Consider the following 23,931-nt stretch of genomic DNA (forward strand, 5'->3'; position numbering starts at 1 on the left):
CGCCATCACCCGTGCAAAACCAACGAAGGTGCCCCCATGACCGAGGAACGGCTCAGTTTTCAAGCCGAGGTCAGCCGCCTGCTCGACATCGTCGCCCACTCGCTCTACAGCGAGAAGGAAGTGTTCCTGCGCGAACTGGTTTCCAACGCGTCGGATGCCTGCGACCGACTGCGCTATGCGGCCCTGACCCAGCCGGAACTCTCGGCCGACGATCCGAACCTGAAGGTCCGCCTGCTGGTCGACAAGGACGCGCGGACCCTGACCGTCGCCGACAACGGCATCGGCATGAACCGCGAGGATCTGGTCGAGAATCTCGGCACCATCGCCCGCTCCGGCACCGCCGCCTTCATGAAGTCGCTGGAGGGCGCGGAGAAGGCCGACGGCAAGAAGGACGTCAACCTGATCGGCCAGTTCGGCGTCGGCTTCTATTCCGCCTTCATGGCCGCCGACACGGTCACCGTGCTGACCCGCAAGGCCGGCGAGCCCCATGGCTGGCGCTGGGAATCCGACGGCAAGGGCGAATTCACCATCGCGGAGGCCGACGGCCTGTCGCGCGGCACCAAGATCGTCCTGCACCTGCGCGAGGGCGACGACGAGTATCTGGACGAGACCCGGCTGGGCGGCATCGTCCGCAAATATTCCGACCACATCGCCATCCCGATCCTGTTCGGCGAGGGTGACGACGCCAAGGCGCTGAACAGCGCATCGGCCCTGTGGACCCGGTCGAAGTCGGAGATCACCGCCGACCAGTACAAGGAATTCTACCATCATGTCGGCCATGCCTTCGACGAGCCGTGGCTGACGCTGCACTGGCGGGCGGAAGGGGCGCTGGAATACACCAACCTGCTGTTCGTGCCCTCGACCAAGCCCTTCGACCTGTTCGATCCCAAGCGCGCCCACCGGGTGAAGCTGTACGTCAAGCGCGTCTTCATCACCGACGCTGCCGAAGGCCTGCTCCCGCCCTATCTGCGTTTCCTGCGCGGTGTGGTCGACAGCGAGGATCTGCCGCTGAACATCAGCCGCGAGATGCTGCAGCACAATCCGATGCTGGCCAAGATCCGCGCCGGCATCACGCGCCGTGTCCTGTCGGAACTGGCGAAGAAGGCGAAGGACGGCGAGAACGTCGCCGAATACAACGGCTTCTGGGAGAATTTCGGCGCGGTGCTGAAGGAAGGCCTCTATGAGGACTACGAGCACCGGGACGACATCCTGAAGCTGCTGCGCTTCCGCACCACCGCCGGCGAGGAACTGGTGTCGCTGGAGCAGTATGTCGGCCGCATGAAGGAGGGCCAGGACGCCATCTACACCATCAGCGGCGACGACCTCGACACGCTGCTGCGCAGCCCGCAGCTGGAAGGCTTCAAGGCCAAGGGCGTCGAGGTTCTGCTGCTGACCGACCCGGTGGACGAGTTCTGGATGCCGTCGGTCGGCGTCTATGACGGCAAGCCCTTCAAGTCGGTGACGCGCGGCGGCGCGGACCTCGGCAAGATCAAGGGTGCCGAGCCGGAGAAGCCGGAGGAGAAGGCGCCCGAGGGCGAATTGACCGATCTGCTGGCCCTGCTGAAGCTTACCCTGTCCGACGCGGTGAAGGACGTCCGCAAGTCCGAACGGCTGACCGACAGCGCCGTCTGTCTGGTCGCCGACGACAACGACATGGACATGCATCTGGAGCGCCTGCTGAAACAGCACAAGCAGCTGAACGGCGAAATCGGCAAGCGCATCCTGGAGATCAACCCGTCCCACGCCCTGATCAAGCGTCTGGCCGAACGGGCCAAGGACAGCGGCGCCACCGACGCGCTGGAGGATGCGGCGTGGCTGCTGCTCGACCAGGCCCGCATCGTCGAGGGCGAACCACTGCCCGACCCCGCCGCCTTCGCCCGCCGTCTGGCGGGTGCGATGGAGAAGGGGCTGGCGTAAGGATACCGGGGGCCCTCTTCTTCGCGGAGAAGAGGGCCCCTACCCCCGCCCCACCCGCTCGGCCGGGAAGACCAGCGACATGGTGGTGCCTTGGTCGCGGCAGCTGACAACGTCCAGAAGGCCGCCATGCAGTTCGATCAGGCGCTTGGTCAGGGGCAGGCCAAGCCCGGTGCCGACCTGGGCGCGGGCCAGCGCGCTGTCGATCTGGCCCCAGGGCTCCAGCGCCTTGGCCAACTCCTCGCCGGTCATGCCGATGCCGGTGTCATGCACCGACAGCCATAGGGTGCCATCCGCCGCCACACGGGCGCTGAGCGTCATCACACCGTCGGCCGGGGTGAACTTCACCGCATTGGACAGCAGGTTCAACAGCATCTGGCGCAGCTTGCGCTCGTCCGCCCGCAGCGGCGGCAGATCCAGCGGCACATCGGTGGCGATCCGCACGCCATGGCGCGCAGCCCGCTCGGCCAGCAGCCGCGCGGTACCGATCGCCACCCGCACCACATCCACCACCCCGTCCGCCAGTTCCAGCCGGTCGGCGTCAGCCTTGGACAGGTCGAGCAGATCGTTGACCAGCTCCATCAGGTGCCGGCCGCTCTCGGCGATGTCGCGGGCGTATTCGCGGTAGAGCGGAATGGCGTGCGGGCCCAGCACCTCCTGTTCCAGCAATTCGGCAAATCCCATCATCGCGGTCAGCGGCGTGCGGATCTCGTGGCTCATGTTGGCCAGGAAGGCCGTCTTGGCGCGGATCGCCCGTTCGGCCTGCCGGCGCGCCTCCTCCAATTGGCGGGCGCGCAGTTCCGTCTGTTCGGCCGAGCGCGCCATCAGCACGGTCACGGTGCCGACGCCGAGATAACGCCCTCCCTCGACCACCAGGAAGCCGGTCACCAGCGCCGCCGGCTTCAGCCGGGCCAGCCGGCGCCCGATCTCCGGCAGCGGGGTCGCCCCCTCCACCAGCAGCGGACTGGCATCCATCAGCGAGGATACCGGCCTCCCGGAAAGCGTCTCGCCCCTGTTCGGCCCCCCGCCGGGCAGCAGGCTGCTGCGCTCCAGCAGTCCGGCGACGAGCCCGTCCCCGTCGACCACCGGCAAGGCCGGCAGGTCGGGCTGGCGGCCGAAGCGGGCCAGCGCGACCGCACAGTCCTGGCCGGGTGCCAGCGGGGGCACCGGCACGGCGAGCCCGGCGGCGGTGAAGGCAGGCTCCAGCCCGTCAAAGTCCGAGGCGGGACCGGCCGGCCTGAGGGGCGGCGGATCGAATGGCGTCATGGCGTCTCCCCCTCCCTGTCCGGCGGTGTCATGTCCGATGCGGGCGACCGTCGCCGAATGCGCAGTTCCCCTTTGGCAAAACCTAGCAGTGGATTATGAGCAATTGGTTTCCACCCCGGCGCCCCGCCCCCCCCGCGACGGGCATGGCTGAAATGCCTATGACCTTGGCCGGCAAGGTGTTTGCACGATCGGCCGTCGGAAGGAAAGCTGGGCATTTGTGAATGCATCCGAAACACAGTATGATGCTCGGATATTCGGGGTGCCGCGATCGGCCGGCCCGGTCCGTCCGTGCGGTCGGGAATCGGTGCTGGCTTTCCGAGCACCAGGGAGACCGGAAGGGTGAACCGCCGCCCGCCACAAGAGATAGGATTACAGGGGATGTCCATGCCCTCGCGCCTCGAAGAATTGTGCGTGAAAAAGGGGTTGAAGATGACCGACCAGCGCCGGGTGATCTCGCGCGTGCTGTCGGAGGCCACGGACCACCCCGATGTGGAGGAGGTGCACCGCCGTGCATCGGCCATCGACCCGCGCATCTCCATCGCCACGGTTTATCGCACCATGCGGCTGTTCGAAGAGGCGCATGTCATCGACCGGTTGGATTTCGGCGATGGCCGGGCGCGCTACGAGGAAACAAGAACCGACCATCATCATCATCTGATCGATGTCGATTCCGGTGAAGTCATCGAGTTCACCAACGATGAAATGGAACGGCTGAAGGAAAGCATCGCCCGCGAACTGGGCTATGACCTGATAGGCCATCGGCTGGAGCTGTACGGCGTTCCCCGCAAACGTCGCCCCGACAAATCTGAGTCTTGACTTTAGAACTGCCCCATAGGCAATGCGCACAAGGGGTGTCGGCTGAACAGACACCTCTCCGGAATCGTCAAGCCCTCGACGGGCGGGTCAGGCGGCCATCGCTTGCGGGGTGCATCGGGTGCCGGTCTGGACCTTGCGGCCCGCTGGCCCAAGGTTAGGCGAGGAGCAAACCTCACTGACCGGAACCGGCCGCACCATGGATGACCGCCACGACGACCGCCACGAAAGCCGGGCTGAAAGCGCAACCGGCACACCGGGATCCGCAATGCCGGGTCCGGATCCCGTTCTAGCCCGTCTGGACCGCCTGTCCGAGTTGCTGATGCGCCGCATCGACCGCTTGGAAGAGCGGGTCCGCAGCCTTGAGCAGGACAATGGTGAGATCATCAATTTGCTGATCGCCGTAAAGGCCGGGCTGGAGGAAGCGTCAGGCGACCTGATCGCCCAGCTCGAGGAAGGCGACGGCCATGTCGCCGGCCAAGTCGCCGGCCCCGAGGACGGTCCCGGAGACGATCAGGAGGACGGGCCGCTCTTCAAAGTGCCCTGCGGCCCGATGCTGCATTGATCGGAACAGCGGCGGAGGGCATGTTGGCGGGTGCGATGCCGGCTGCAGGCGAAAAGCCTTGCCCGCCGGAGCGCTACGGTCGGATAAACGCCTCCATGCAGATAACCTCCGCTCCGGCCTCCGGCACCGCTCCCCGGACAAGCCTCACGCAACCGGCCGCCCCACCGGCCTCCCTTGCCGATTCGCCGGCTACCGCGGCCGCTGTCCATGGTCCGTCGGGCGTCGCCTTCTTCGATTTCGACGGCACGCTGATCCATGGCGACAGCCTGCCGATGTTCGTCGGCGAAGTGATCGGCCGGCGCCGCGCCGCGCTGGCGCTGGCCGACGCCATCCGGTCGGGGTTGCACCGCCATGTCCGCGGCCGGGGACCCGGCTGCGATTTTCCCGGGTCGGTCAAGGCGATCTTCCTGAAGCGCACGCTACGCGGCCTGCCGGTGGCCGAGGCGATGGCCGCGGCGGAGCGGATGGTTCCGCGCATCCGCTGGCACCAGCCGATGCTGGAGGTGCTGAAGGACCACTGCCGGCAAGGCCGCCGCGTGGTGGTCGCCACCGGCGCGCTCGACCTCTATATGCCGGCACTGCTGCGCGGGTTGGGGGTGGCCGACCTGCTGGCCACCGGGATGGAGGTGGTGGACGGAACGCTGACCGGGAGGCTCAGCACCGCCAACTGCGTGCGCCGAGACAAGGCGGAGCGGGTGACCGCCTGGATCGCCGGGAACGGCCCGGTTGCCGCAACCTGGGGCTACGGCAACCATCCCAGCGACCTGCCGATGCTGGCGCTGATGCAAAAGGGCGAGGTGGTCCGCATTCGACGAAGGTCGAACCACAGGTAGCGGCCGTTTACAACCCGACGGTCCGCCCTCATACTCCGTCCGTCCATGACGAAAAGATGATGGACGGAGGAAAAGCGTGGCTTTCAGCATCGATGCCGACATCCGGACGCCGGGCTATGGCGGACGCCGGGCCGTGGTCGCCGATGCCGACCGGGTGCAGCGCGAGGCCCTGGCCGGCCATCTGTCCGGCCGCGGCTTTCAGGTCTCGCAGACCGCCAATGCGCTGGAGGCGCTGGCCATCATCGGTGCCGAGGCACCGGTCGTCGCATTGCTGCCGTTCGACCGCGAAGGGGACGAGGGCGATCGCGCCGCGGCACTTGCCGCCATGCTCTATCCGCAGACACGCATCCTGATGACCGGCCGCCACATGCCGAACGGTCCCTTCCCGATCCTGCCCTGCCCGGTCGACCTGACCGCGCTGGACCGCTGGCTGGATGAAGTCGCGGCCTGACGGTCAATGGCCGATGCCGTCGGCCCGAACCTCTGCCACATGCCTCAGCTTGTCCGGGTTGGCGATCTGGTAGACGCGCTGGATGCGTCCGTCGGCGATGTCGAGCGCCCAGACACTGCGGAACGTCGCGCCCAAATGGGTCAGGAAACCCGGCCCGCCATTCACCCGCACCGGGACGAAGCCGAAGCCGGCATCCCGCTTGCGCTGGACACCCAGCAGGAAACGGGCGATGCGGTCGGCGCCATGCAGCGTGTTCACCGCGGTCAATACCATCCCCCCGCCATCGCTCAGCCACTGGGCGTCGTCGGCCAGCAGCGCCACGATGGCCGCATAGTCGCGCCGGGCACTGGCATCGGCGAAGGCGTCGGCCAGCCGGCGGCCCGCTTCGGCATCGGTACGGGCAGCGGCAGGCTCGGCCAACCGCGCCCGCGCGCGCCGCATGATCTGGCGGCAGGCCTCCACCGACTTGCCGAGCGTTGCCGCGATCTCCGCATAGTCCAGGTCCATCGCCTCGCGCAGGACGAAGACCGCCCGCTGTTCCGGCGCCAGCCGTTCCAGCAGCAGGAGCATCGCCATCGGCACCGACCCGGTCCCTGCGGCATCTTCCGCCTCGTCGCACCAAACGGCGACCTCCGGTTCGGGCAGCCACAGCCCGTAATAGCGTTCCCGCACCACCCGGGCGGAGCGCAGGCGGTCGAGCGCCAGCCGCGTCACCAGGGTGGTCAGGAATGCCGGGGCCGACTCGACACTGCCGGGCGCCACCGCGGACCAGCGCAGCCAGGCGTCCTGCAGCGTATCCTCCGCCTCCGCCACCGACCCGAGCAGCCGGTAGGCCAGGGCGCGCAAGCGCGCCCGCTCTCCCGCAAAGGCGGCGAGCGCGCTGCCCGGGCCGGCCTGCACCGTCACGCGGCGACGCCGATGGCGGTGCCCTCGACATGCTGGGCGATGCCCACACGGTTCCAGGCGTTGATCTGCGCCACCGCCACGGTCAGCGCGGCGATCTGCTCCGTACCGAAATGCCGCTGCAACTCGCGGTGCGCCGCATCGATGCGGTCATGCCGGTTGCGGGTCAGCACCTCGGCCCAGGCGAAGGCGGCGCTTTCGTCAGGCAGGAACAGGTCCGACCGCTCCCAGCCGGACAAGGCGGCGATCCGCTCGTCGGATTGCCCCTCATTGCGGGCTTCCTTGCTGTGCATGTCGATGCAGTAGGCGCAGCCGTTGATCTGCGACACGCGCAGGTCAACCAAGTGGATCAGGCCGGCCGGCAGGCCGCTGGACCGGATGGCTTTGGTGGTGGCGTACATCGCCGCATAAAGGGCGGGCGCGCCGGTGGCGACGGTGAGACGGAAAGCCATGGTTCGCATCCTTGTTCGGAGTGTCATCGCCCGCTTGACGGGGGTGACGCCTCCGGCGTGACGCATGGCTGGCTTGCTCTGCCGTCACTCCTCTGCAAGCAGGTCCGCCGCCTCGCGCAGGATGGCGATCTTGGACGCGAAACGTCCGTCGGGCGCGCTCTCGCCGATCAGCCCGATCATCACACCCAACGCATGGGCGACCTGTGGCGCCACCCCGGGCTGCACCCGCACCCGGCGGGCAAGCTCGACCAGCGCCGGGCGATAGGGACGTCCTTCGAACCCGTCGGCGGCGATCGCCTCGAAGCGGTTTGCGAAGTCGAGAATGTCACGGTTGTCGCTCATGCCCACCGGCCGTGTCAGACGAACAGCATGGCGCCGCCCTTCGGCGCCTCGTTCAAAAAGGTGACGACGCCACCGGTGGCGACCGGTACGTCGGCGCGCAGCCCAACGCCCGGTGGCAGCCCAAGCGCCCGCAACCCCATCTCGCACGCCATCACCGTGACGCCCAGGGCGACGCAGGCCTCCAGCAGTTCCTCGAAGGTGGCGAGGCCGTGGGTGGCGAAATAGCGGTCCCGTGCCACCGGCGTGCTGCCGTCGTCTGCCGGGTCCAGATCGTGCCAGCCCAGCACCCCCGGCTCCGCCTCGTGCACCAGCGCACGCAGCGCGCGGCCGGTGAAGAACAGCGTGACCTTGCGGTTGGTGGCCGCTGCCGCGCTGGCCATCACCAGCGCATAATGGACGCGGTCGAAGCCGCCGGCAAACAGGACGATGGACAGGGCCGCGGTGCCGTCGACCGCGGATTCGGACATGGTGGTGGACATGTGGGCCGCCTCCCGTCTTTCTCGTGGCGCCCGTCAGTGGGCGGAGAGGTCGTGGATCGTCGGATGATCGCCGCAAAGCGGGCAGTCGGGATCCCGCTTGATGGCGATGCGCTGATAGGACGCATAGAGCGTGTCCATCATCAGCAGGCTGCCCGACAGGCTCTCGCCCAGGCCCAGCAGTTCCTTCAGCACCTCCGTCGCCTGGAGCGAGCCGACGGAGCCGGCCAGCGCCCCCAACACGCCGCCTTCCGAACAGGACGGCACGGTGCCGCGCGGCGGCGGTTCGGGGAAAAGGCAGCGATAGCAGGGATGCGGCGCCCCGAGATGCGCCTTGAAGGTGGTCAACTGCCCGTCGAAGCGCAGGATCGCCGCCGACACCAGCGGCTTGCCGGCCAGGAAGCAGGCGTCGTTCAACAAAAAGCGCGTGGAGAAATTGTCCGAGCCGTCGGCGACCAGATCATAGCCGCCGATCAGATCCATCGCATTGTCGCGGGTCAGCCGCATCCGGTGCGCCTCCACCCGGATATCGGGGTTCAGCATGTGGATGCGGGCGGCGGCGCTGTCCACCTTGGGCAGGCCCAGGGTCGACTCGTCGTGGATCACCTGGCGCTGCAGGTTCGACAGATCGACCGTGTCGTCATCGACGATGCCGATGGTTCCGACGCCGGCCGCCGCAAGATAGAGCAGCAGGGGCGCGCCCAGGCCGCCGGCACCGACGACCAGCACCTTGGAGCGCAAGAGCTTTTCCTGCCCGATGCCGCCGACTTCCGGCAACACGATGTGACGGGAATAGCGGTGAAGCTGGGTATCCGTGAAGTCCATGGCCCGCAGCATACCCCATGGCCAAGCCGGTGCAGCAACATTCCGCAGGAAGGTTTCCGATCCGCGGCATGGACCGGCCAAAGATAAGGCGGCGTGGGCTCGTGCTGCCCAAGCCCGTTCAGGCGGACGTCTTGGTCGTCTTGGCTTCCGACGCCCATTGTTGCAGGCGGGCCTGCCGTTCGCGCAAGGTCTTGGAAATGGCGCTTTCCTGGCTCGTGCCGGTTTCGGACAGGCTCGGGTCGCGGGGCACGAAACTCATCTGGAAGTCGGTGGGCGTCTTCAGCTTCGATGGCGGGACCAGCACCATGCTGTATTGGCCGGGCTCGAGCTTGTAGGTCGGCTTCTGCAGGAAATTCTCCTGTTCGTCGGGCTTGAGCGAGTCGCTTGAGGCGACGACCTTGCCATCCTTGTCCATCATCGCCCAGCGCGTGTCGGGCAGCGTCAGGTTGGCGGTGAAGGTGCCGCCTTGGACCACGTTGAAGGTATGCTTCTGAACGCCGGTATCGCCATTTCCCGGCGGCTGGGCCGTGCCCTTCAGCATGGCCCCGGCGCCGGTCACCAGGATGTTCTGCTTTTCCGAGATGTCCAGCGAATAGTCGCGCGCGCCGGCCGCACGGTTGGCCTGCGAGATGGTCGCCGTGTAGGTTCCCGGCCCCAGCCGCGCGCTGGCGTCCGTCGCCTCCGCCTGCGACTTGAGGATGGTCACCACCTCGTTGCGGTCGTTGCGGATCTCGACGTTGGTGAAGGTGTCGTTGACCTTGAAATTGTATTCGCCGGCCTTGCTGACCGTGAAACTGCGGTAATCGGCGTTGGCCCCGTCGGCCCCGACGCGGGTCGTCGTCCCCTTCAACTGCGAAAAGGCGCTGCTCGACAGGTTGGGAACGGAAACGGTCAGGTCCGCCATGGCGGTCACTCCCCCTTCGGCGCGGACAAAAACGGCGCGATGGTCACGCGGAAAGAGTAGCGGAAAAGAGGAATTCGGTCAAATTTCGGGATGGAATTTCGCGGGAAGGATGCGGAAGAGGGGGGGCGTCCGCCCGATCGGGAAGACGCCCCCGGTGCCAAGCCGTTACTCCGGCACCGTTATTCCAGCCCCTCGAACAGCGCGGTCGACAGGTAGCGTTCGGCGAAGGACGGCAGGATCACGACGATCTGCTTGCCCTCATTCTCCGGACGGGCGCCGATCTCCAGCGCGGCGGCAAGCGCCGCGCCCGACGAAATACCCACCGGCACGCCTTCCAGGCGGGCAACGGCGCGGGCGGTCTCGAAGGCGCGCTGGTTGGAGATGCGGACCACCTCGTCGATCAAATCCTTATTCAGGATGTCGGGGACGAAGCCGGCGCCGATGCCCTGGATCTTGTGCGGGCCGGGCATGCCGCCGGACAGGACCGGGCTGTCCTCCGGTTCGACCGCCACCGCCCTGAAGGACGGCTTGCGGGCTTTGAGGACCTCGGCGGTACCGGTCAGCGTGCCGCCGGTGCCGACGCCGGAGATCAGGAAATCGGCCTGCCCGTCGGTATCCTTCCAGATTTCCTCCGCGGTGGTGGCGCGGTGGATGGCCGGGTTGGCCGTGTTCTTGAACTGCTGGAGCAGATAGGTGTTCGGATCGGCAGCCAGGATCTCCTCGGCCTTGCGGATGGCGCCCTTCATGCCTTCCTGCGCCGGGGTCAGCACCAGCTCGGCACCCAGCAGCTTCAACATCTTGCGCCGTTCGACCGACATGCTCTCCGGCATGGTGAGGATCAGCTTGTAGCCCTTGGCGGCGGCGACGAAGGCCAGCGCGATGCCGGTGTTGCCGGAGGTGGGCTCGACCAGCGTGGTGCGGCCGGGCGCGATGGTGCCGGCAGCCTCCGCGGCCTCGATCATGGCGCGGCCGATGCGGTCCTTGACGCTGGCCAGCGGATTGAAGAACTCCAGCTTGCCGATGATCTGCGCCTTGACCCCGGCCTCGCCGGCAAGACGGTCCAGCCGCACCAGCGGCGTGGCACCGATCGTGTCGAGGATGCTGTCGTAGATCCTGCCGCGGAATTCGGGTGCAGCCATGATTCCACCTCTAAGATTTGTGTTATGCGTGAGTTCAACACCCCGAACCGAGCTTTATCCAGCGCGGGGAGCCTGTCAAACGGGAAGTGGGGACGCCTGATCATCCGAACGACCCCACCGGCGGTCTCGTGCCGTCCGGCCGGCATCAGCTCGTGCCGTCCGGCCGGCATCAGATGGTGAAATCGATCCGATCCTCGGTCTCGCTCTCCACCCCGGCGCGGCGGGCGCGCATGCACAGATCCTCGATGGTGATGGTATCGAGCTTTGCCATGCACTCCTCCTGCAATTCGCCCCACAGCGGGCGCACCACCTGATGGCCGAGGATGGATCCCGCCGGCTCTTCGATCGGATCCGTGGCGGTCTCCATCGAACGGACGACCTTCACGATCTCGCCCAATGTGATCCGCCGCCGTTCGCGCGCCAGCCGATAGCCGCCGCGCGGCCCTCTCACCCCGGCCAGCACGCCGTCGCGGACCAACTGTTGCAGCACCTGTTCCAGGTAGCGCTTCGGAATGCCCTGGCGCCGGGTGATCTCTCCGGATTGCACCGGCTCGGTGCCCGCGTTGTAGGCGATGTCGAGGACCGCCTCGATGGCGAACATCAGCTTCTTGGAGATGCGGAGCATCACGAGCGACTCCCGGTGTTCTGACTGTGCGTGTTCTGACCCCCCAGGTGTCGGTCCCGGACGTTCGGACGGAACGTCCAGGCGTCGGCCGGTCCGAGCCGGTCCGCCGGTGGAAACGCCATCATCTCCCCCAGTTCCACCTGTTGGTTAAGATGTTTTTACACCTTTGCTGCGGGAATTCACAACAGGATTTGTCGCAGGCTGACTCGGGAAAATAAACGCACCGCGGCCGCGCCGGCAGCCGTCACGGCACCGGCGTCCACGCCACCTCCCCCAGATCCTCGCGGAAGGCGAAGCGCTTCAGGTGGTCGACCACCACGTGCTGCATGCGCTCCAACTGCCCGGCATCCTCAACCTCGACGGTCAGGGTCACCCCCTCGGCATCGGCCGCCATCCGGCAGCGGCTGTCCGGGGCGAAGGGAACGAGCCCCTGGTTCTCGTCATGGACGACTTCGAACTTGTGCGCCCAATGCTTGCACAGCTGGGTCATGTAGCGACGCCCGTTGGCGGTGGCGACGCGTGCGGTCGATGCGGTCATGTCCTTGTCTCCTCAATACGGTCAGATGCGTTCGACGGCGCGGGCGGCATCGTCGATGGCGTCGGCGATGGCCTGCGTCTGTGCGGGTGTCAGGTCGCCGCGCGACAGCCGCAACCGCAGGGCCAGCTTGAAATTCTCGATGGCACGGACGATCTGCGGCGACGATTCGCGCTTCTGGCGGGCGTGGGCATGGGCGATGCGCTCGCGGACCGCGGCAACCATCGGCTCCGCCGCCTTCAGCGCGGCCTCGCCCTCCGGCATGATCTCGTAGAGCTTCTTGTTGCCCTCGGTGGAACCGACGCGGATGTGCCCCTGCTCCTCCAGCAGCGTCAGGGTGGGGTAGACGACGCCGGGGCTGGGGCTGTAGGCGCCGCCGACCATCTCCTCGATCGTCTTGATCAGGTCATAGCCGGAGCGCGGCTTTTCAGCGACCAGCCACAGCAGGACGAGCCGCAAATCGCCATGGTCGAAGACGCGACGCTCACCACGCCCCCCCTTGCCATGGCCGCCCCAGCCTTCCCAGCCGCCGCGATGACCGTGGCGGCCATGACGGCCGCGCCCCTCCGGCGTCTCGTCGTCGAAATCCGGACGCGAGAAGCGACGTCCGCGGTCGTGAAACAGATGCCGAAACATGGAACCCTCTTTCGATGCAATTTCGATATAACGAAAACTTAGATATATCGAAACCCACTCTTTGACAAGAGGGAAGCCGTGCGATCGGTGGAGCGGCGGCGGACGGACCGCATGGCGGTGCGGACACCGGCACGGCTTCCGCAAATCACTGTCGCCCGCGTGGCCGAAGGGGCTATAACCGACGCCCTGGATTTGCTTTCGCGCGTGTGTGCCCTGATGCCCCTTCGGATCGAGACATTTTCCAACGTCACCGGCGGCTCCAGCTTCTTCAAGGCGGTGGGTCACCCGCTGGCGGCCCCCAAGGCCGCGATCCTGATCGCCCGGCTGGCATCCTTCGGACCGGTGGCGGTCTATGACCCGCTTGGCCTGTTGTCGGGGCTGGCCGAGTTCTACGATCTGTCGGCGATCCCGGTCTGCGGCATCTACGTCCAGGACGTGGAGCAGGTCGGCAAGGAGGTCTTCGGCCATGCCGCCCGCCCGGTGACCGACCTGCCATCGAGCGGCGCCCGCACCGTCTTCGTCGTCGCCTTCGATTCGCAGCGCTTGGAAGGACACATCGCCCACCTGATTCCGAAGCAGGCCGGCGTCGTCTCGCTGGACGCCATGCGCGTGCCGGAAGACATGCTGAACGATCCCGGCCATTACCTGTCGAAATTCAACTGGGCGACCAACTTCGCCTGGTTCCGCGACGGCGGCGGCCACCACACCCGCGTGGTGTCGGCCAACTACTGGCCGCGCTACGGCGCGAAAGGCACCCGGCTGTGGACCTGCCTGTTCGACGGCGAGGGCCGCCCGATCGCCGACTGGACGGAGCCGATGCCGCCGACGGACGGCACCGTGGTGATCGACAGCCGGCAGGTGCGCGAGCGCTTCGGTCTATCCCCCTTCTGCGGATCGCTGTTCCTGCACATCATCGGCGCTGCCGGCCATGACGTGGTGAAATACGCGCTCGACACCTATGGCGACGACGACACGGTGCTATCCTGCACCCATGACGCCAATGCCTGGCCGGCCGACCTCTATGCCGGCGTGCCCGCCCCGCGCGAGGGCGAGCGGGTGTCCCTGTGGATCCAGAACAGTCATCCAACCCCGATCCCGGCGGGGGCGGTCGGGCTGAACCTGATGGGATCGCCGGAAATCCGGACGCTCGACCACCCTGTTCCAGCCTTCGCCACCCTCGAACTCGACATCGCCAACCTGTTTCCCGAGGCGCGCTGGCCGCAGCAGTTCGAGATTCAGGCCGGCAAGCATTTCGTCCGTCCGCGCTACGAGATCGTCGCCGCCGACGGCAGGCGCCGCATGGCCCATGCCAACATCGAGCGCACCGACCTGAAGCCGGATCCCAGGCTGCCGCTGCTGACCGGCGGTGCCGTCGACAGGGGCATGGTAGGCAAGGGCTTTATCCTGCCGGCACCGCTGCTGCCCATGGGACGCTGGCGCACCACCCTGCTGCCGACACCCATGAGCACGGCGCAGACCGACTTGCCGGTGAAGGCCGTCGTCTACGACCGCAACGGCACGGCGGTGGCTGAACACCGCTTCGGCAACCTCAAGCGTTCCGACAGCGTGGCCCTGGACGTCACCGGTCTGGTCGCCGACAAGACGGTTGCCGACGGCTGGGGCCATGTCGAACTGGTTTATGATTTCGAAGCCGGGACGATTGCCGACGGCTGGCTGCACGCCCTGGTCCGTTACGAGGACGTAAAGACCGCCCATGTGGCCGAGACCAGCTTCGGCAGCCACATGTTCAACATGGCAATGGTCTATCGCGACGAACCGCAGAGCTACCATGGCGACCCGCCCGGCCTGTCGACCCGCCTGTTCCTGCGGCTGGGCACCGCCCCGTGGGACACGCTCTGCCATCTCGTCTACCCAGCCTCGACACCCTGGCATGCCACCTCCGACACCAGCCTCGTCCTGGTGCGCCGCGACGGTGTCGAAATGGCGCGCAAGCGGCTGGCAATCCCCCGCGGCGGTTCACGCTTCTGGCGCTTTCACGAGATGTTTTCGGAGGCGGAACGCATGGCGGCGGGCGACCACGCCTATGTGCTGGTCCGCGATACGACCTGCCGGCTGTTCGGCTACCATGGCTGCCTTGCGGGTGACAGCGCCTTCAGCCTCGACCATATGTTCGGTTTCTAGAAGCGTTCGAATCGCGTCTCCCTTCTGCCGATACACTGCGGGATCACACCCATGGCCACCACGCACCACACCAAGGTCCTCATCATCGGCGCCGGCCCGGCCGGCTACACCGCCGCCATCTATGCGGCACGCGCCAACCTGGAACCGCTGATGGTCCAGGGCATGCAGCCGGGCGGCCAGCTGATGATCACCACCGATGTGGAGAACTTCCCCGGCTTCGCCGATCCGATCCAGGGCCCCTGGCTGATGGAGCAGATGCAGAAGCAGGCTGAGCATGTCGGCACGAAGATGGTGTTCGACCTGATCACCGACGTCGACTTCACCCGGCGCCCCTTCGTCTGCAAGGGCGACAGCGGCGACATCTACACCGCCGACAGCGTCATCATCGCCACCGGCGCCCAGGCCCGCTGGCTCGGCATCTCCACGGAGGAGATCTATCGCGGCTTCGGCGTGTCGGCCTGCGCCACCTGCGACGGCTTCTTCTTCCGCGGCAAGGAGATCGCGGTCATCGGCGGCGGCAACTCGGCCGTCGAGGAGGCGCTGTACCTGACCAACCATGCGTCCAAGGTGACGGTCATCCACCGCCGCGACAGCTTCCGCGCCGAACGCATCATGCAGGACCGCCTGTTCCGCCACCCGAAGATCGAGGTGGTGTGGGACAGCACGGTCGAGGAGATCGTCGGCGAGGGCGACGGCACCATGGGCAACCCGCGCGCCGTAACCGGCGTACGGATCAAGAGCGTCAAGTCGGGCGAAGAGCGGGTGATCCCGGTGGCCGGCGTCTTCGTCGCCATCGGCCACGAGCCGGCGACCGGCATCTTCAAGGGCAAGGTGAAGATGGACGAGTCGGGCTATATCGTCACCATCCCCGATTCGACCGCCACCGACATCCCCGGCGTCTTCGCCGCCGGCGACGTGAAGGACAAGGTCTATCGTCAGGCGGTCACCGCCGCCGGCATGGGCTGCATGGCCGCGCTGGAGGCGGAACGCTGGCTCGCCCACCACGAGCCGGCGGCCGGCGCCCACGGCGACCCGAGCCCGGCCGGGACGTGGTGAACCGAGGGTTCAGTTCAAGCGGCGGGTGCCCCCTCCCTAGCCCTCCCCCACATTCGGTGGGAGAGGGAACTCCGCTGTTTGTTTGCAGAGCGTCACGCTGACAAGCGTCCAATCCCCTCTCCCGCAAAGCGGGGGAGGGATAGGGAGGGGGCGACCGCAGCATCCACCTCCCATCCCCCTATTCCCTTGACGGGCTTTGCACAAAGCCCCGACTGTGATTCCCTTTGGCGTCGAAGCGCGAGGGAGTCCTCTTGCCTATGCTGAAACGCGGCCTGACCTTGCTGGTCACGGTTGCCGCCACCCTGCTGGGCCTGCTGCTGGTCACCTTCCTGATCGGCCGCGTGGTGCCGATCGATCCGGTGCTGTCGGCGCTGGGCGACCGCGCCAGCGCGGAAAGCTATGCACAGATGCGCAGCCAGCTCGGGCTCGACCTGCCGCTGTGGCAGCAGTTCGTCCGCTATGTCGGCGACGTGGCACAGGGCGACCTCGGCACCTCGGTGCTGACCTCCCGCCCGGTGCTGGAGGATGTGCTGCGCGTCTTCCCGGCGACGCTGGAGCTGGCGACCGTCGCGGCGGTCATCGGCGCGGTGCTGGGCATCCCCGCGGGGGTGTTCGCTGCCACCCACCGCGGGCGCTGGCCCGACCATGCCATCCGCCTCCTCGGCCTGATCGGCCATTCGCTGCCGATCTTCTGGCTCGGGCTGATGGCGCTGCTGCTGTTCTATGCCCGGCTGGACTGGGTGCCGGGCCCGGGCCGGGTCGACGTCTTCCATGAGGGGATGGTCGACGCCGTGACCGGCATCGTCACGGTGGATGCCCTGTTGGCCGGCGAGACCGATATCTTCTGGAACGCGGTGCATCATCTGGTGCTGCCGTCCGCCATCCTCGGCCTCCATTGCGTCGCCTACATCGCGCGGATGACGCGCGGCTTCATGCTCGACCAACTGCGCCAGGAATACATCACCACCGCAAGGGTGAAGGGGCTGTCGGAGGCTCGCGTGGTCTGGCGCCATGCGCTGGGCAACATCGCCGTGCCGCTGATCACCGTCATCGCCCTGTCCTATGCCAGCCTGCTGGAAGGCTCGGTGCTGACCGAGACGGTGTTCGCCTGGCCAGGACTCGGCCTCTACATCACCAATTCGCTGCTCAGCGCCGACATGAACGCGGTGCTGGGCGGGACGCTGGTGGTCGGCGCGGTCTTCATCGCGCTGAACCTGCTGTCCGACCTGCTCTACCGCCTTCTGGACCCCCGGGCCCGATGACCCTGCGCACCGATCACTCCTCCCCCGGCTGGCGGGACTGGCTGACCACCGACACGCCGCGGTCGCGCGGGCAGGCCCGGCTGGGCCGCGCATGGGCCGGCTGGACCGTGTTTCGCCGCAACCGGCTGGCGATGGCCGGGCTGCTGATCGTGCTGGCGCTGGTCGTGGTGGCGGCGCTGGCCCCGGTGCTGGCGCCCCATCACCCCTATGCCCAGGATCTGGGCAACCGGCTGCAACCGCCCAGCGCCGCCCATTGGCTGGGCACCGATGCCTTCGGGCGCGACATCCTGTCCCGCCTGATCCACGGCGCAAGGCTGACGCTGATGATCGTGGCGCTGGTGGCGGCGACGGCACCGCTGGCCGGACTGATGATCGGCACCGCCGCCGGCTATTTCGGCGGCTGGGTCGACAGCGTGCTGATGCGCATCACCGACATCGCACTGGCATTCCCCAAGCTGATCCTGGCGCTGGCCTTCGTCGCGGCGCTCGGCCCCGGCATCGAGAATGCGGTGATCGCCATCGCCATCACCTCCTGGCCGCCCTATGCCCGCATCGCGCGGGCGGAGACGCTGACCCTGCGCCGCGCCGATTTCATCAGCGCCGCCCGGCTGCAGGGCGCGTCGAGCTTGCGCATCATTCTGGGCCACGTCATGCCGCTCTGCGTCGCCTCGCTGATCGTACGGACGACACTGGACATGGCGGGCGTGATCCTGACCGCCGCCGGGCTGGGCTTCCTCGGGCTCGGCGCCCAGCCCCCGCTGCCGGAATGGGGGGCGATGATCGCCAGCGGCCGGCAATATGTGCTGGAGCAATGGTGGGTCGCCGCCATGCCCGGACTCGCCATCTTCGTCGTCAGCCTGGGCTTCAACCTGCTGGGCGACGGGCTGCGCGACGTGCTGGACCCGAAGGGGGACTGAGGCATGACGGACGACACCCCCCTGCTGGAGATCGCCAACCTCCGGGTCGCCTTCCCCACCCGAAGCGGCATGACCGAGGCGGTGCGCGGCGTCTCCTTCACGCTGGGACGCGAGAAGCTGGGCATCGTCGGCGAGTCGGGTTCCGGCAAGTCGATGACCGGCCGGTCGATCCTGCGCCTCGTGCCGCCGCCGGGCCGGGTCACCGCCGACCGGCTGGCCTTCCGCGGCGAGGACCTGCTGGCGGCGTCGGAGAAGCGGCTGCGCGACATCCGCGGCCGGCGCATCGCCATGGTGATGCAGGATCCGAAATACTCGCTCAACCCGGTGATGACCGTCGGCAGCCAGATCGCCGAAGCCTACCGCGTCCACAGCAGGGCGGGTGCGGCGGAGGCGAAGCGACGGGCGCTGGAGATGCTGGCCGCCGTGCGCATCCGCGATCCCGAGCGGGTCTATGACCGCTACCCGCAAGAGGTGTCGGGCGGCATGGGCCAGCGCATCATGATCGCGATGATGCTGATCCCCGACCCGGACCTGCTGATCGCCGACGAGCCGACCTCGGCGCTCGACGTCACCGTGCAGATGCAGGTGCTGGCGATCCTGGACGATCTCTGTTCCCAGCGCGGCATGGGCATGATCTTCGTCAGCCACGACCTGAACCTCGTCGCCTCCTTCTGCGACCGCATCCTGATCATGTATGCCGGCCGGGTGGTGGAAAGCTGCCGCGCGTCGGACCTGCACGCGGCGGCGCACCCCTACACCCGCGGCCTGCTGGCCAGCCTGCCCAGGATCGACGAGCCGCCGGACGACCTGCCGGTGTTGAGCCGCGACCCCGCCTGGTTGGAGGGTTGAGGATGATGATCGACATCCAGGATCTGCGGGTCCGTTTCGGCCAGGGCGCCGACATCATCACCGCGGTGGACGGCGTCAGCCTGTCGGTGCGGGAAGGCGAGAGTTTCGGCCTCGTCGGCGAATCGGGGTCCGGCAAATCCACCGTCCTGCGCGCGGTCAGCGGCCTGAACGACGAGTGGACCGGCCGCATCGCCGTCGCCGGGACGACGCAGGGGGCCAAGCGGCCGAAGGGCTTCTACAAGCTCTGCCAGATGGTGTTCCAGGACCCCTACGGCTCGCTGCATCCGCGCCACACCGTCGACCGCATCCTGGCCGAACCCATCGCCATCCATGGGCTGGACGAGGCCGATGCCCGCATCGACCGGGTGCTGCGCGATGTCGGGCTGGGTCCGGCCTTCCGCTTCCGCTATCCGCACCAGCTGTCGGGCGGCCAGCGCCAGCGCGTCGCCATCGCCCGCGCCCTGGTGCTGGAGCCGCGGGTGCTCCTGCTGGACGAGCCGACCTCGGCGCTCGACGTCTCGGTCCAGGCGGAAATCCTGAACCTGCTGCGCCGCCTGCGGGCGGACCATGGCCTGACGATGGTGCTGGTCACCCACAACCTCGCCGTCATCGCCAACTTGTGCGACCGGTTGGCGGTGATGAACCGCGGCCGGCTGGTCGAGGAGATGACGGTGGAGGAGTTGCGCCGGGGGACGGCGCGCGAGCCCTACACCCTGCAACTCCTGCGCGCCAGCCAGGGTTACGACCGCGCGACGGCGGAGGGGTTCCGCGACTACGCCTGAGGCGCAGGAGCGTCGCGGCCGGTCGCCGTCAGCAGCAGCGACAACCCGGCCGCCACCGCACCGGCCAGGAAGACCGGCGCATACCCCCCTTCCGCCACCAGCAGGCCGGCGGCGGGAGCGGACAGGGCGAGCGACAGGTCGAAGAAGGCGACATAGGCGCCGAGCGCCGCGCCGCGGCTTTGCGGCGGCACCCGCTTCACCGCCTCCACCCCCAGCGCCGGGAAGACCAGCGAGAAGCCGAGCCCGGTCACCGCGGCGCCCGCGACCGCCAACCCCGGGCTGGAGGCGCCCCAGACCAGCAGCTGACCGGCGGCTTCGACCGTCAGCGACAGCATGGCGACCCGGCGGCCGCCCAGCCGGTCGGGCAGCCCGCCGGCCACCAGCCGGGCCAGGATATAGGCGCCGCCGAAGGCGGTCAGCGCCGCCCAGGCCCCCGGCCAGCCGCGCGCCGCGAACAGCAGCGGCGCGAAGGAGGCCAGCACCGCGAAGCCGACGCTGCCGAGCGCCAGCCCGAAGCCGGGACGCATCACCCGGCCGATCACCGCGGTGAAGGGCATGCGCACCCCGCCCGGGACCGGCACCGCCGGCACCAGCGCCGCGACCAGCAGCCCGGCGAGCGGTGCCGCCATGGCGGCCACGGCCACCGCCGCGAAGCCGCCGGCCTGCAGCAGGGCCAGCCCCACCGGGGCGCCGGCCGCCATGGCGCCATACATGGCGATGCCGTTCCAGGCCATCACCTTGCCAGCATTGTGCGGCCCGACGACCGTGATGGCCCAGCTCAGCGCCCCGGTCAGGAACAGGCTTTCGCCGAAGCCCAGCACGAGGCGGCCGAGCAGGATCGCCGCCAGCCCGAGCGCCGGATCGGCCACCGCCAGCGACAGCGCGTAGCAGACGCCGGCCAGCGCCGAGGCGGCAAGGCCGCCCAGCACGGCCCGTTTCGGTCCGCGCGTGTCGCACAGCACGCCGGCATGGCGGCGGGTCAGCACCGTCGCCAGCGATTGCAGCCCCACCACCGCACCGACCATCGCCGCTCCCCAGCCGAGCGTGCCGTGGACATGCAGCGGCAGCACCCCCAGCGGCAAGCCGATGGCCGAGAAACCGAGAAAGACGACGGAGACGAAGGGCAGCAGCCGCGGCAGCACGGCCGACGCTCCGGCCGGGGATCGGGAGGCGACGGTGTCGCTCATGACGGAAACCTCGCAATTGGAATGGATTGCCCAATCCTTCTCCCGGCCCGGCCATGATTTACAGTGCAATGATCGGACTTTATAAGTGCATGGAACGCACGCAACCGCCCGGGCATGCAGGATGGACATCGGCCTTCTGGTCGCGCTCGACGCGCTGTTGAGCGAAGGCAGCGTCGCCCGCGCGGCTGAACGCATGAATCTCAGCGCCCCGGCGATGAGCCGGACCCTGGCCCGCCTCCGGCTGGCGGTCGGCGACCCACTGCTGGTGCGGGCCGGGCGCCGGATGGTGCCGACCCCGCGGGCGGAGGCGATGCGCGAGCGGGTTCGCGCCCTGGTGGCGGACGCCCAGGGGCTGTTGCGCCCCGACAGCCTGGATCCGGCGACGCTGGACCGCCGCTTCACCCTGCGCACCGGTTTCGCCGGGACCATCGCCGCCGACCTGCTGGCGGTCCTTCGCCGGCAGGCGCCCAACGTCACCCTGCGTTTCGTCGGCGAAGGGGAGGAGACCGCAGACGCCCTGCGCGACGGCTTGGTCGACCTCGACATCGGCGTCATCGGCGCGATGGGGCCCGAGGTCCGGGTGCAGACGCTCTACCGCGAAACCTTCGCCGGCGTCGTCCGCCGCGGCCATCCTCTGCTATCCGAAGGCTGCCCGGACGCGGCCTCCTATGCCGCCGCCGCCCATGTCACAGCCTCACGCCGCGGCCGGACGCGCGGACCGGTGGACGACGCGCTGGAGCGGATGGGGCTGGCACGGCGGGTCGATCTGGTGGTGCCGGACGTCCACGCCGCCTTGTTCGCCGCCGCGCAGACCGATCTGGTCGCCACCGTCCCGCCGACCGCGGCACGCCACGCCATCGAACTGGGACTGGCTCTGGAGATTTTTCCCCTGCCGGCCGCGGTGCCGGAGGTCGCCGTCGCCCAAGCCTGGCACCCGCGCCACGATGCCGACCCGGCACACCGCATCCTGCGTGACTGCGTACTGGCAGTCGCCAGGCGGCTGACGCAGCAGCGCACAAACAGCGCCTGAAACCAGAAGCTCAGCAGGGGCTCAGGCCAGCCGCACGACAGCTCAGCAGGGGCTCAGGCCAGCCGCACGACGCAGAGCTTGTCCTCCGCCCCCTTGGCGGCGGCCTTGTGGTCGGCGATGGCGGCGTTGACCGCATCGGGGGTCAGGCTGCCGCCCTTGCCATCGAGGGGACGGCCGGAAGGGATCACCACGGCAACGCCGCTGGCGGCCAGCAGGGGGAAGCGGCGGACGGCGCCATAGCGGTCCTTGGCAAGGAAACCGCCGCTCACCCGCGTTTCCGCGTCATAGAGGCTTTCGGCGTCGGACCGGAACAGCGCCAGCAATTCGGCCAGCCGGGCCAGCACCTCGGCCTCCTCGCCACCGCTGACGCCCAGGAAGAAATCGTCGCCGCCGATATGGCCGGCGAAGGCATCGGCATCGATGGCGGCCCCGGCGCTGCCGGCCCAGGCCTTCAGCCGCTCGCTGAACATCAGGATGGCGCGATCGCCCTGGCGGAAGCCGAAATTGTCGTTGAACGGCTTGAAGTTGTCGAAGTCGAGATAGGCCAGCACATGGCCGCGCCCGTCATCGGCCAGCGCCGCTTCGATGTGGCGCTGGATGGCGGCGTTGCCGGGCAGCCGGGTCAGCGGGTTCTGGTCGGTCGCCATCGCCAGGTTGCGTTCATGCACCAGCCGCAGCAGCGCGCCGCCCGACAGCACGCCGGCATAGGCACCGCCCTCCACGATCACGATGCCGTCAGCGGCGGATTCGGCGGAGAAGGCCTCGATCACCCGGTCCAGCGGGGTGGAGATGTCGCAGACCGGCGAGCGGATGACCAGATCGTCCAGCCGGTCGCCCAGGCCGCGGTTGCGCAGCAGCTCCCCGCCGAAGCGCGAATAGACAAAACGCTTGAGATCCCGCTCGCGGATCAGGCCCAGCGGCCGGTCATGCTCGTCGACGATGGGGACGATGGATGCGCTGCCGTCGCCGCGGAAATAATCCAGAAGCTCGGTCTTGCGCGAATCGCCGCGCAGCGGCGGCAGCCGCTCGATCACCTCCGACAGGCGGCGGTGCGACTCGCTGGGTTGGCGGCGGTCGCGGCGGTTGAGCTCCTCGACGATGGGATAGCGGTTGGGCAACCCGGTCAAATCCACCCGCGGCCGGGCGATCAGGAAGCCCTGGGCGAAGTCGCAGCCGAGATCGCGGCAGGTGTAGAATTCGGTAACCGTCTCCACCCCCTCCGCCACGATCTGGATGCCCAGCGCATGGGCGTGGCCGGCCAGCGCCGACACCAGCGCCCGCTTGCGCGCATCGGCATCGATGCCGGCGATGAAGAAGCGGTCGATCTTCACATAGTCCGGCCGCGCTTCGTACAGGGTGCGCAAGCCGGAATGGCCGACGCCGAAATCGTCGATGGCGATGCAGGCCCCGCTCTGCCGGTAACGCTCCACCGCCGCATCCATCGCGACGCCGGCGGCGACGGGGCGGTTTTCCGACAGTTCCAGCACGATGCCGCTGTTGCGGGACGTCGCCGGATCGCGCCCGATCCAGGGCGAGTCGGCCCGGCCGATCAGCCTTGCATCCAGGTTCAGGAACAGCTTCGCCTCGCTCCAGCCGGCCAGCGCGCGATAGGCGGCGACCGCCTTGGCATGCAGCGCGGTTTCCACCGTCGCCAGCATGCCGGCGGTTTCGGCCTCATCCAGCAGTTCGGCCGCGGTGGTGAAGCCGGTGCGCTCGAACCCGCGCAACAACGCCTCGTAGCCATGGCAACGGCCGGACCGCAGCTGGACGATGGGCTGGAAGGCATAGCGCAGGGCGGCGACCGCCGAGGCCCAGTCGAATGCCGCACCGATGCCGACCCCGGACCGCGCCGCGTCCCGGCTTACGCCATGGGTGTCTGGCCGATCCGTTTCCGGCCGTCCGGCTTTGGTGGTCGTCAGCACAGTCATCGGTCAGTCCGCCAGCGCCGATCCCGCATGAAACCGGCACTCTATTTGTAACAGAGCTTGTTTGCGTTTTCATGACCACACAAGCCACGGTGTCCCGCC

General features: G+C 68.2%; 25 protein-coding genes. 12 read left to right on the forward strand and 13 right to left on the reverse strand.

What is annotated here, in order from left to right; all coding sequences use genetic code 11:
• Positions 1-36 precede the first annotated feature (36 nt).
• Positions 37-1,917 (forward strand): molecular chaperone HtpG, encoded by a 1,881-nt coding sequence (gene htpG / locus ABMY26_RS26805; RefSeq protein ID WP_372397609.1) that lies wholly within the window; start codon positions 37-39, stop codon positions 1,915-1,917.
• A gap of 39 nt (positions 1,918-1,956) precedes the next feature.
• Here htpG and ABMY26_RS26810 read toward each other — a convergent pair whose 3' ends face one another.
• Positions 1,957-3,180: an ATP-binding protein gene (locus tag ABMY26_RS26810; protein WP_372397610.1), complete on the reverse strand. Its 1,224-nt coding sequence runs from the start codon at positions 3,178-3,180 to the stop codon at positions 1,957-1,959.
• A 384-nt stretch (positions 3,181-3,564) separates the two neighbouring features.
• Between ABMY26_RS26810 and ABMY26_RS26815 the strand changes: the two genes are divergently transcribed.
• The 4 genes from ABMY26_RS26815 to ABMY26_RS26830 all read left to right on the forward strand — a co-directional run bounded on the left by ABMY26_RS26815 (position 3,565) and on the right by ABMY26_RS26830 (position 5,842).
• Entirely contained in the window at positions 3,565-3,996 is a 432-nt protein-coding gene (locus tag ABMY26_RS26815; protein WP_045582456.1) for a Fur family transcriptional regulator, read from the forward strand.
• A gap of 118 nt (positions 3,997-4,114) precedes the next feature.
• Entirely contained in the window at positions 4,115-4,558 is a 444-nt protein-coding gene (locus tag ABMY26_RS26820) for a hypothetical protein (protein WP_372397611.1), read from the forward strand.
• Positions 4,559-4,653: 95 nt separating this feature from the next.
• Entirely contained in the window at positions 4,654-5,391 is a 738-nt protein-coding gene (locus ABMY26_RS26825; RefSeq protein ID WP_372397612.1) for an HAD family hydrolase, read from the forward strand.
• 76 nt (positions 5,392-5,467) lie between these two features.
• A complete protein-coding gene (locus tag ABMY26_RS26830) occupies positions 5,468-5,842 on the forward strand; it encodes a response regulator (protein ID WP_372397613.1) in 375 nt (124 codons plus the stop codon).
• Positions 5,843-5,845: 3 nt separating this feature from the next.
• Here the strand turns inward: ABMY26_RS26830 and sigJ are convergent, their stop codons facing one another.
• The 10 genes from sigJ to ABMY26_RS26880 all read right to left on the reverse strand — a co-directional run bounded on the left by sigJ (position 5,846) and on the right by ABMY26_RS26880 (position 12,679).
• Entirely contained in the window at positions 5,846-6,748 is a 903-nt protein-coding gene (gene sigJ, locus ABMY26_RS26835) for an RNA polymerase sigma factor SigJ (RefSeq protein WP_372397614.1), read from the reverse strand.
• Complete coding sequence (locus tag ABMY26_RS26840) at positions 6,745-7,197, reverse strand: carboxymuconolactone decarboxylase family protein (protein WP_372397615.1); 453 nt, start codon at positions 7,195-7,197, stop codon at positions 6,745-6,747. Before ABMY26_RS26840 ends, sigJ begins: the two co-directional genes overlap by 4 nt.
• Before the next feature lie 84 nt (positions 7,198-7,281).
• Positions 7,282-7,539 (reverse strand): hypothetical protein, encoded by a 258-nt coding sequence (locus ABMY26_RS26845; RefSeq protein ID WP_045582459.1) that lies wholly within the window; start codon positions 7,537-7,539, stop codon positions 7,282-7,284.
• Positions 7,540-7,553: 14 nt separating this feature from the next.
• Positions 7,554-8,018, reverse strand: a complete 465-nt coding sequence (locus ABMY26_RS26850; RefSeq protein ID WP_144428155.1) for a DsrE family protein — start codon at positions 8,016-8,018, stop codon at positions 7,554-7,556.
• Positions 8,019-8,051: 33 nt separating this feature from the next.
• Positions 8,052-8,840 carry a ThiF family adenylyltransferase gene (locus ABMY26_RS26855; RefSeq protein ID WP_372397616.1) on the reverse strand — a complete coding sequence of 263 codons (789 nt, stop codon included), beginning with the start codon at positions 8,838-8,840 and terminating at the stop codon, positions 8,052-8,054.
• A 118-nt stretch (positions 8,841-8,958) separates the two neighbouring features.
• Positions 8,959-9,744, reverse strand: a complete 786-nt coding sequence (locus ABMY26_RS26860) for a hypothetical protein (RefSeq protein ID WP_045581122.1) — start codon at positions 9,742-9,744, stop codon at positions 8,959-8,961.
• 179 nt (positions 9,745-9,923) lie between these two features.
• Positions 9,924-10,883 (reverse strand): cysteine synthase A, encoded by a 960-nt coding sequence (gene cysK / locus ABMY26_RS26865; RefSeq protein WP_372397617.1) that lies wholly within the window; start codon positions 10,881-10,883, stop codon positions 9,924-9,926.
• A 169-nt stretch (positions 10,884-11,052) separates the two neighbouring features.
• Complete coding sequence (locus ABMY26_RS26870; RefSeq protein ID WP_045581124.1) at positions 11,053-11,508, reverse strand: Rrf2 family transcriptional regulator; 456 nt, start codon at positions 11,506-11,508, stop codon at positions 11,053-11,055.
• 244 nt (positions 11,509-11,752) lie between these two features.
• Positions 11,753-12,046, reverse strand: coding sequence for a DUF2218 domain-containing protein (locus ABMY26_RS26875; protein WP_372397618.1), 294 nt, complete (start codon positions 12,044-12,046; stop codon positions 11,753-11,755).
• Between the two features lie 21 nt (positions 12,047-12,067).
• Positions 12,068-12,679 (reverse strand): PadR family transcriptional regulator, encoded by a 612-nt coding sequence (locus ABMY26_RS26880; RefSeq protein WP_372397619.1) that lies wholly within the window; start codon positions 12,677-12,679, stop codon positions 12,068-12,070.
• Positions 12,680-12,895: 216 nt separating this feature from the next.
• Between ABMY26_RS26880 and ABMY26_RS26885 the strand changes: the two genes are divergently transcribed.
• The 6 genes from ABMY26_RS26885 (at position 12,896) to ABMY26_RS26910 (ending at position 19,687) form a co-directional block, all read left to right on the forward strand.
• Positions 12,896-14,821: a hypothetical protein gene (locus ABMY26_RS26885; RefSeq protein WP_372397620.1), complete on the forward strand. Its 1,926-nt coding sequence runs from the start codon at positions 12,896-12,898 to the stop codon at positions 14,819-14,821.
• Positions 14,822-14,872: 51 nt separating this feature from the next.
• The gene (trxB, locus tag ABMY26_RS26890; protein WP_372397621.1) at positions 14,873-15,877 is read left to right on the forward strand and encodes a thioredoxin-disulfide reductase; all 1,005 of its coding nucleotides are present in this window, start codon (positions 14,873-14,875) and stop codon (positions 15,875-15,877) included.
• A 257-nt stretch (positions 15,878-16,134) separates the two neighbouring features.
• A complete protein-coding gene (locus ABMY26_RS26895; RefSeq protein WP_372397622.1) occupies positions 16,135-17,139 on the forward strand; it encodes an ABC transporter permease in 1,005 nt (334 codons plus the stop codon).
• Positions 17,136-18,056, forward strand: a complete 921-nt coding sequence (nikC, locus tag ABMY26_RS26900; RefSeq protein ID WP_372397623.1) for a nickel transporter permease — start codon at positions 17,136-17,138, stop codon at positions 18,054-18,056. Before ABMY26_RS26895 ends, nikC begins: the two co-directional genes overlap by 4 nt.
• Before the next feature lie 3 nt (positions 18,057-18,059).
• Positions 18,060-18,905 (forward strand): ABC transporter ATP-binding protein, encoded by an 846-nt coding sequence (locus ABMY26_RS26905; protein WP_372397624.1) that lies wholly within the window; start codon positions 18,060-18,062, stop codon positions 18,903-18,905.
• A gap of 2 nt (positions 18,906-18,907) precedes the next feature.
• Positions 18,908-19,687 (forward strand): ABC transporter ATP-binding protein, encoded by a 780-nt coding sequence (locus tag ABMY26_RS26910; RefSeq protein WP_372397625.1) that lies wholly within the window; start codon positions 18,908-18,910, stop codon positions 19,685-19,687.
• Here the strand turns inward: ABMY26_RS26910 and ABMY26_RS26915 are convergent.
• Positions 19,678-20,874 (reverse strand): MFS transporter, encoded by a 1,197-nt coding sequence (locus ABMY26_RS26915; RefSeq protein WP_372397626.1) that lies wholly within the window; start codon positions 20,872-20,874, stop codon positions 19,678-19,680. The two genes, ABMY26_RS26910 and ABMY26_RS26915, sit on opposite strands and share 10 nt — an antisense overlap.
• Positions 20,875-20,995: 121 nt before the next feature.
• Here ABMY26_RS26915 and ABMY26_RS26920 point away from each other — a divergent pair, with 121 nt between their 5' ends.
• Entirely contained in the window at positions 20,996-21,904 is a 909-nt protein-coding gene (locus ABMY26_RS26920; RefSeq protein WP_372397627.1) for a LysR family transcriptional regulator, read from the forward strand.
• A gap of 53 nt (positions 21,905-21,957) precedes the next feature.
• Here the strand turns inward: ABMY26_RS26920 and ABMY26_RS26925 are convergent, their stop codons facing one another.
• Positions 21,958-23,832: an EAL domain-containing protein gene (locus ABMY26_RS26925; RefSeq protein ID WP_372397628.1), complete on the reverse strand. Its 1,875-nt coding sequence runs from the start codon at positions 23,830-23,832 to the stop codon at positions 21,958-21,960.
• Positions 23,833-23,931 lie beyond the last annotated feature (99 nt).

Origin of the sequence: Azospirillum sp. HJ39 (assembly GCF_041507355.1) — a bacterium.
Classification (GTDB): Bacteria; Pseudomonadota; Alphaproteobacteria; order Azospirillales; family Azospirillaceae; genus Azospirillum; species Azospirillum thiophilum.

Coding starts and splice junctions, on each gene's coding strand:
- ABMY26_RS26925 (WP_372397628.1), bottom strand. CDS start 23,832: ATGACTGTGCTGACGACCACCAAAGCCGGACGGCCGGAAACGGATCGG.
- ABMY26_RS26870 (WP_045581124.1), bottom strand. CDS start 11,508: ATGCTCCGCATCTCCAAGAAGCTGATGTTCGCCATCGAGGCGGTCCTC.
- ABMY26_RS26845 (WP_045582459.1), bottom strand. CDS start 7,539: ATGAGCGACAACCGTGACATTCTCGACTTCGCAAACCGCTTCGAGGCG.
- ABMY26_RS26885 (WP_372397620.1), top strand. CDS start 12,896: ATGCCCCTTCGGATCGAGACATTTTCCAACGTCACCGGCGGCTCCAGC.
- ABMY26_RS26855 (WP_372397616.1), bottom strand. CDS start 8,840: ATGGACTTCACGGATACCCAGCTTCACCGCTATTCCCGTCACATCGTG.
- ABMY26_RS26825 (WP_372397612.1), top strand. CDS start 4,654: ATGCAGATAACCTCCGCTCCGGCCTCCGGCACCGCTCCCCGGACAAGC.
- ABMY26_RS26840 (WP_372397615.1), bottom strand. CDS start 7,197: ATGGCTTTCCGTCTCACCGTCGCCACCGGCGCGCCCGCCCTTTATGCG.
- ABMY26_RS26905 (WP_372397624.1), top strand. CDS start 18,060: ATGACGGACGACACCCCCCTGCTGGAGATCGCCAACCTCCGGGTCGCC.
- ABMY26_RS26880 (WP_372397619.1), bottom strand. CDS start 12,679: ATGTTTCGGCATCTGTTTCACGACCGCGGACGTCGCTTCTCGCGTCCG.
- ABMY26_RS26860 (WP_045581122.1), bottom strand. CDS start 9,744: ATGGCGGACCTGACCGTTTCCGTTCCCAACCTGTCGAGCAGCGCCTTT.
- ABMY26_RS26810 (WP_372397610.1), bottom strand. CDS start 3,180: ATGACGCCATTCGATCCGCCGCCCCTCAGGCCGGCCGGTCCCGCCTCG.
- ABMY26_RS26815 (WP_045582456.1), top strand. CDS start 3,565: ATGCCCTCGCGCCTCGAAGAATTGTGCGTGAAAAAGGGGTTGAAGATG.
- ABMY26_RS26910 (WP_372397625.1), top strand. CDS start 18,908: ATGATGATCGACATCCAGGATCTGCGGGTCCGTTTCGGCCAGGGCGCC.
- ABMY26_RS26875 (WP_372397618.1), bottom strand. CDS start 12,046: ATGACCGCATCGACCGCACGCGTCGCCACCGCCAACGGGCGTCGCTAC.
- nikC (WP_372397623.1), top strand. CDS start 17,136: ATGACCCTGCGCACCGATCACTCCTCCCCCGGCTGGCGGGACTGGCTG.
- ABMY26_RS26895 (WP_372397622.1), top strand. CDS start 16,135: ATGCTGAAACGCGGCCTGACCTTGCTGGTCACGGTTGCCGCCACCCTG.
- ABMY26_RS26920 (WP_372397627.1), top strand. CDS start 20,996: ATGGACATCGGCCTTCTGGTCGCGCTCGACGCGCTGTTGAGCGAAGGC.
- trxB (WP_372397621.1), top strand. CDS start 14,873: ATGGCCACCACGCACCACACCAAGGTCCTCATCATCGGCGCCGGCCCG.
- htpG (WP_372397609.1), top strand. CDS start 37: ATGACCGAGGAACGGCTCAGTTTTCAAGCCGAGGTCAGCCGCCTGCTC.
- ABMY26_RS26915 (WP_372397626.1), bottom strand. CDS start 20,874: ATGAGCGACACCGTCGCCTCCCGATCCCCGGCCGGAGCGTCGGCCGTG.
- ABMY26_RS26850 (WP_144428155.1), bottom strand. CDS start 8,018: ATGTCCACCACCATGTCCGAATCCGCGGTCGACGGCACCGCGGCCCTG.
- cysK (WP_372397617.1), bottom strand. CDS start 10,883: ATGGCTGCACCCGAATTCCGCGGCAGGATCTACGACAGCATCCTCGAC.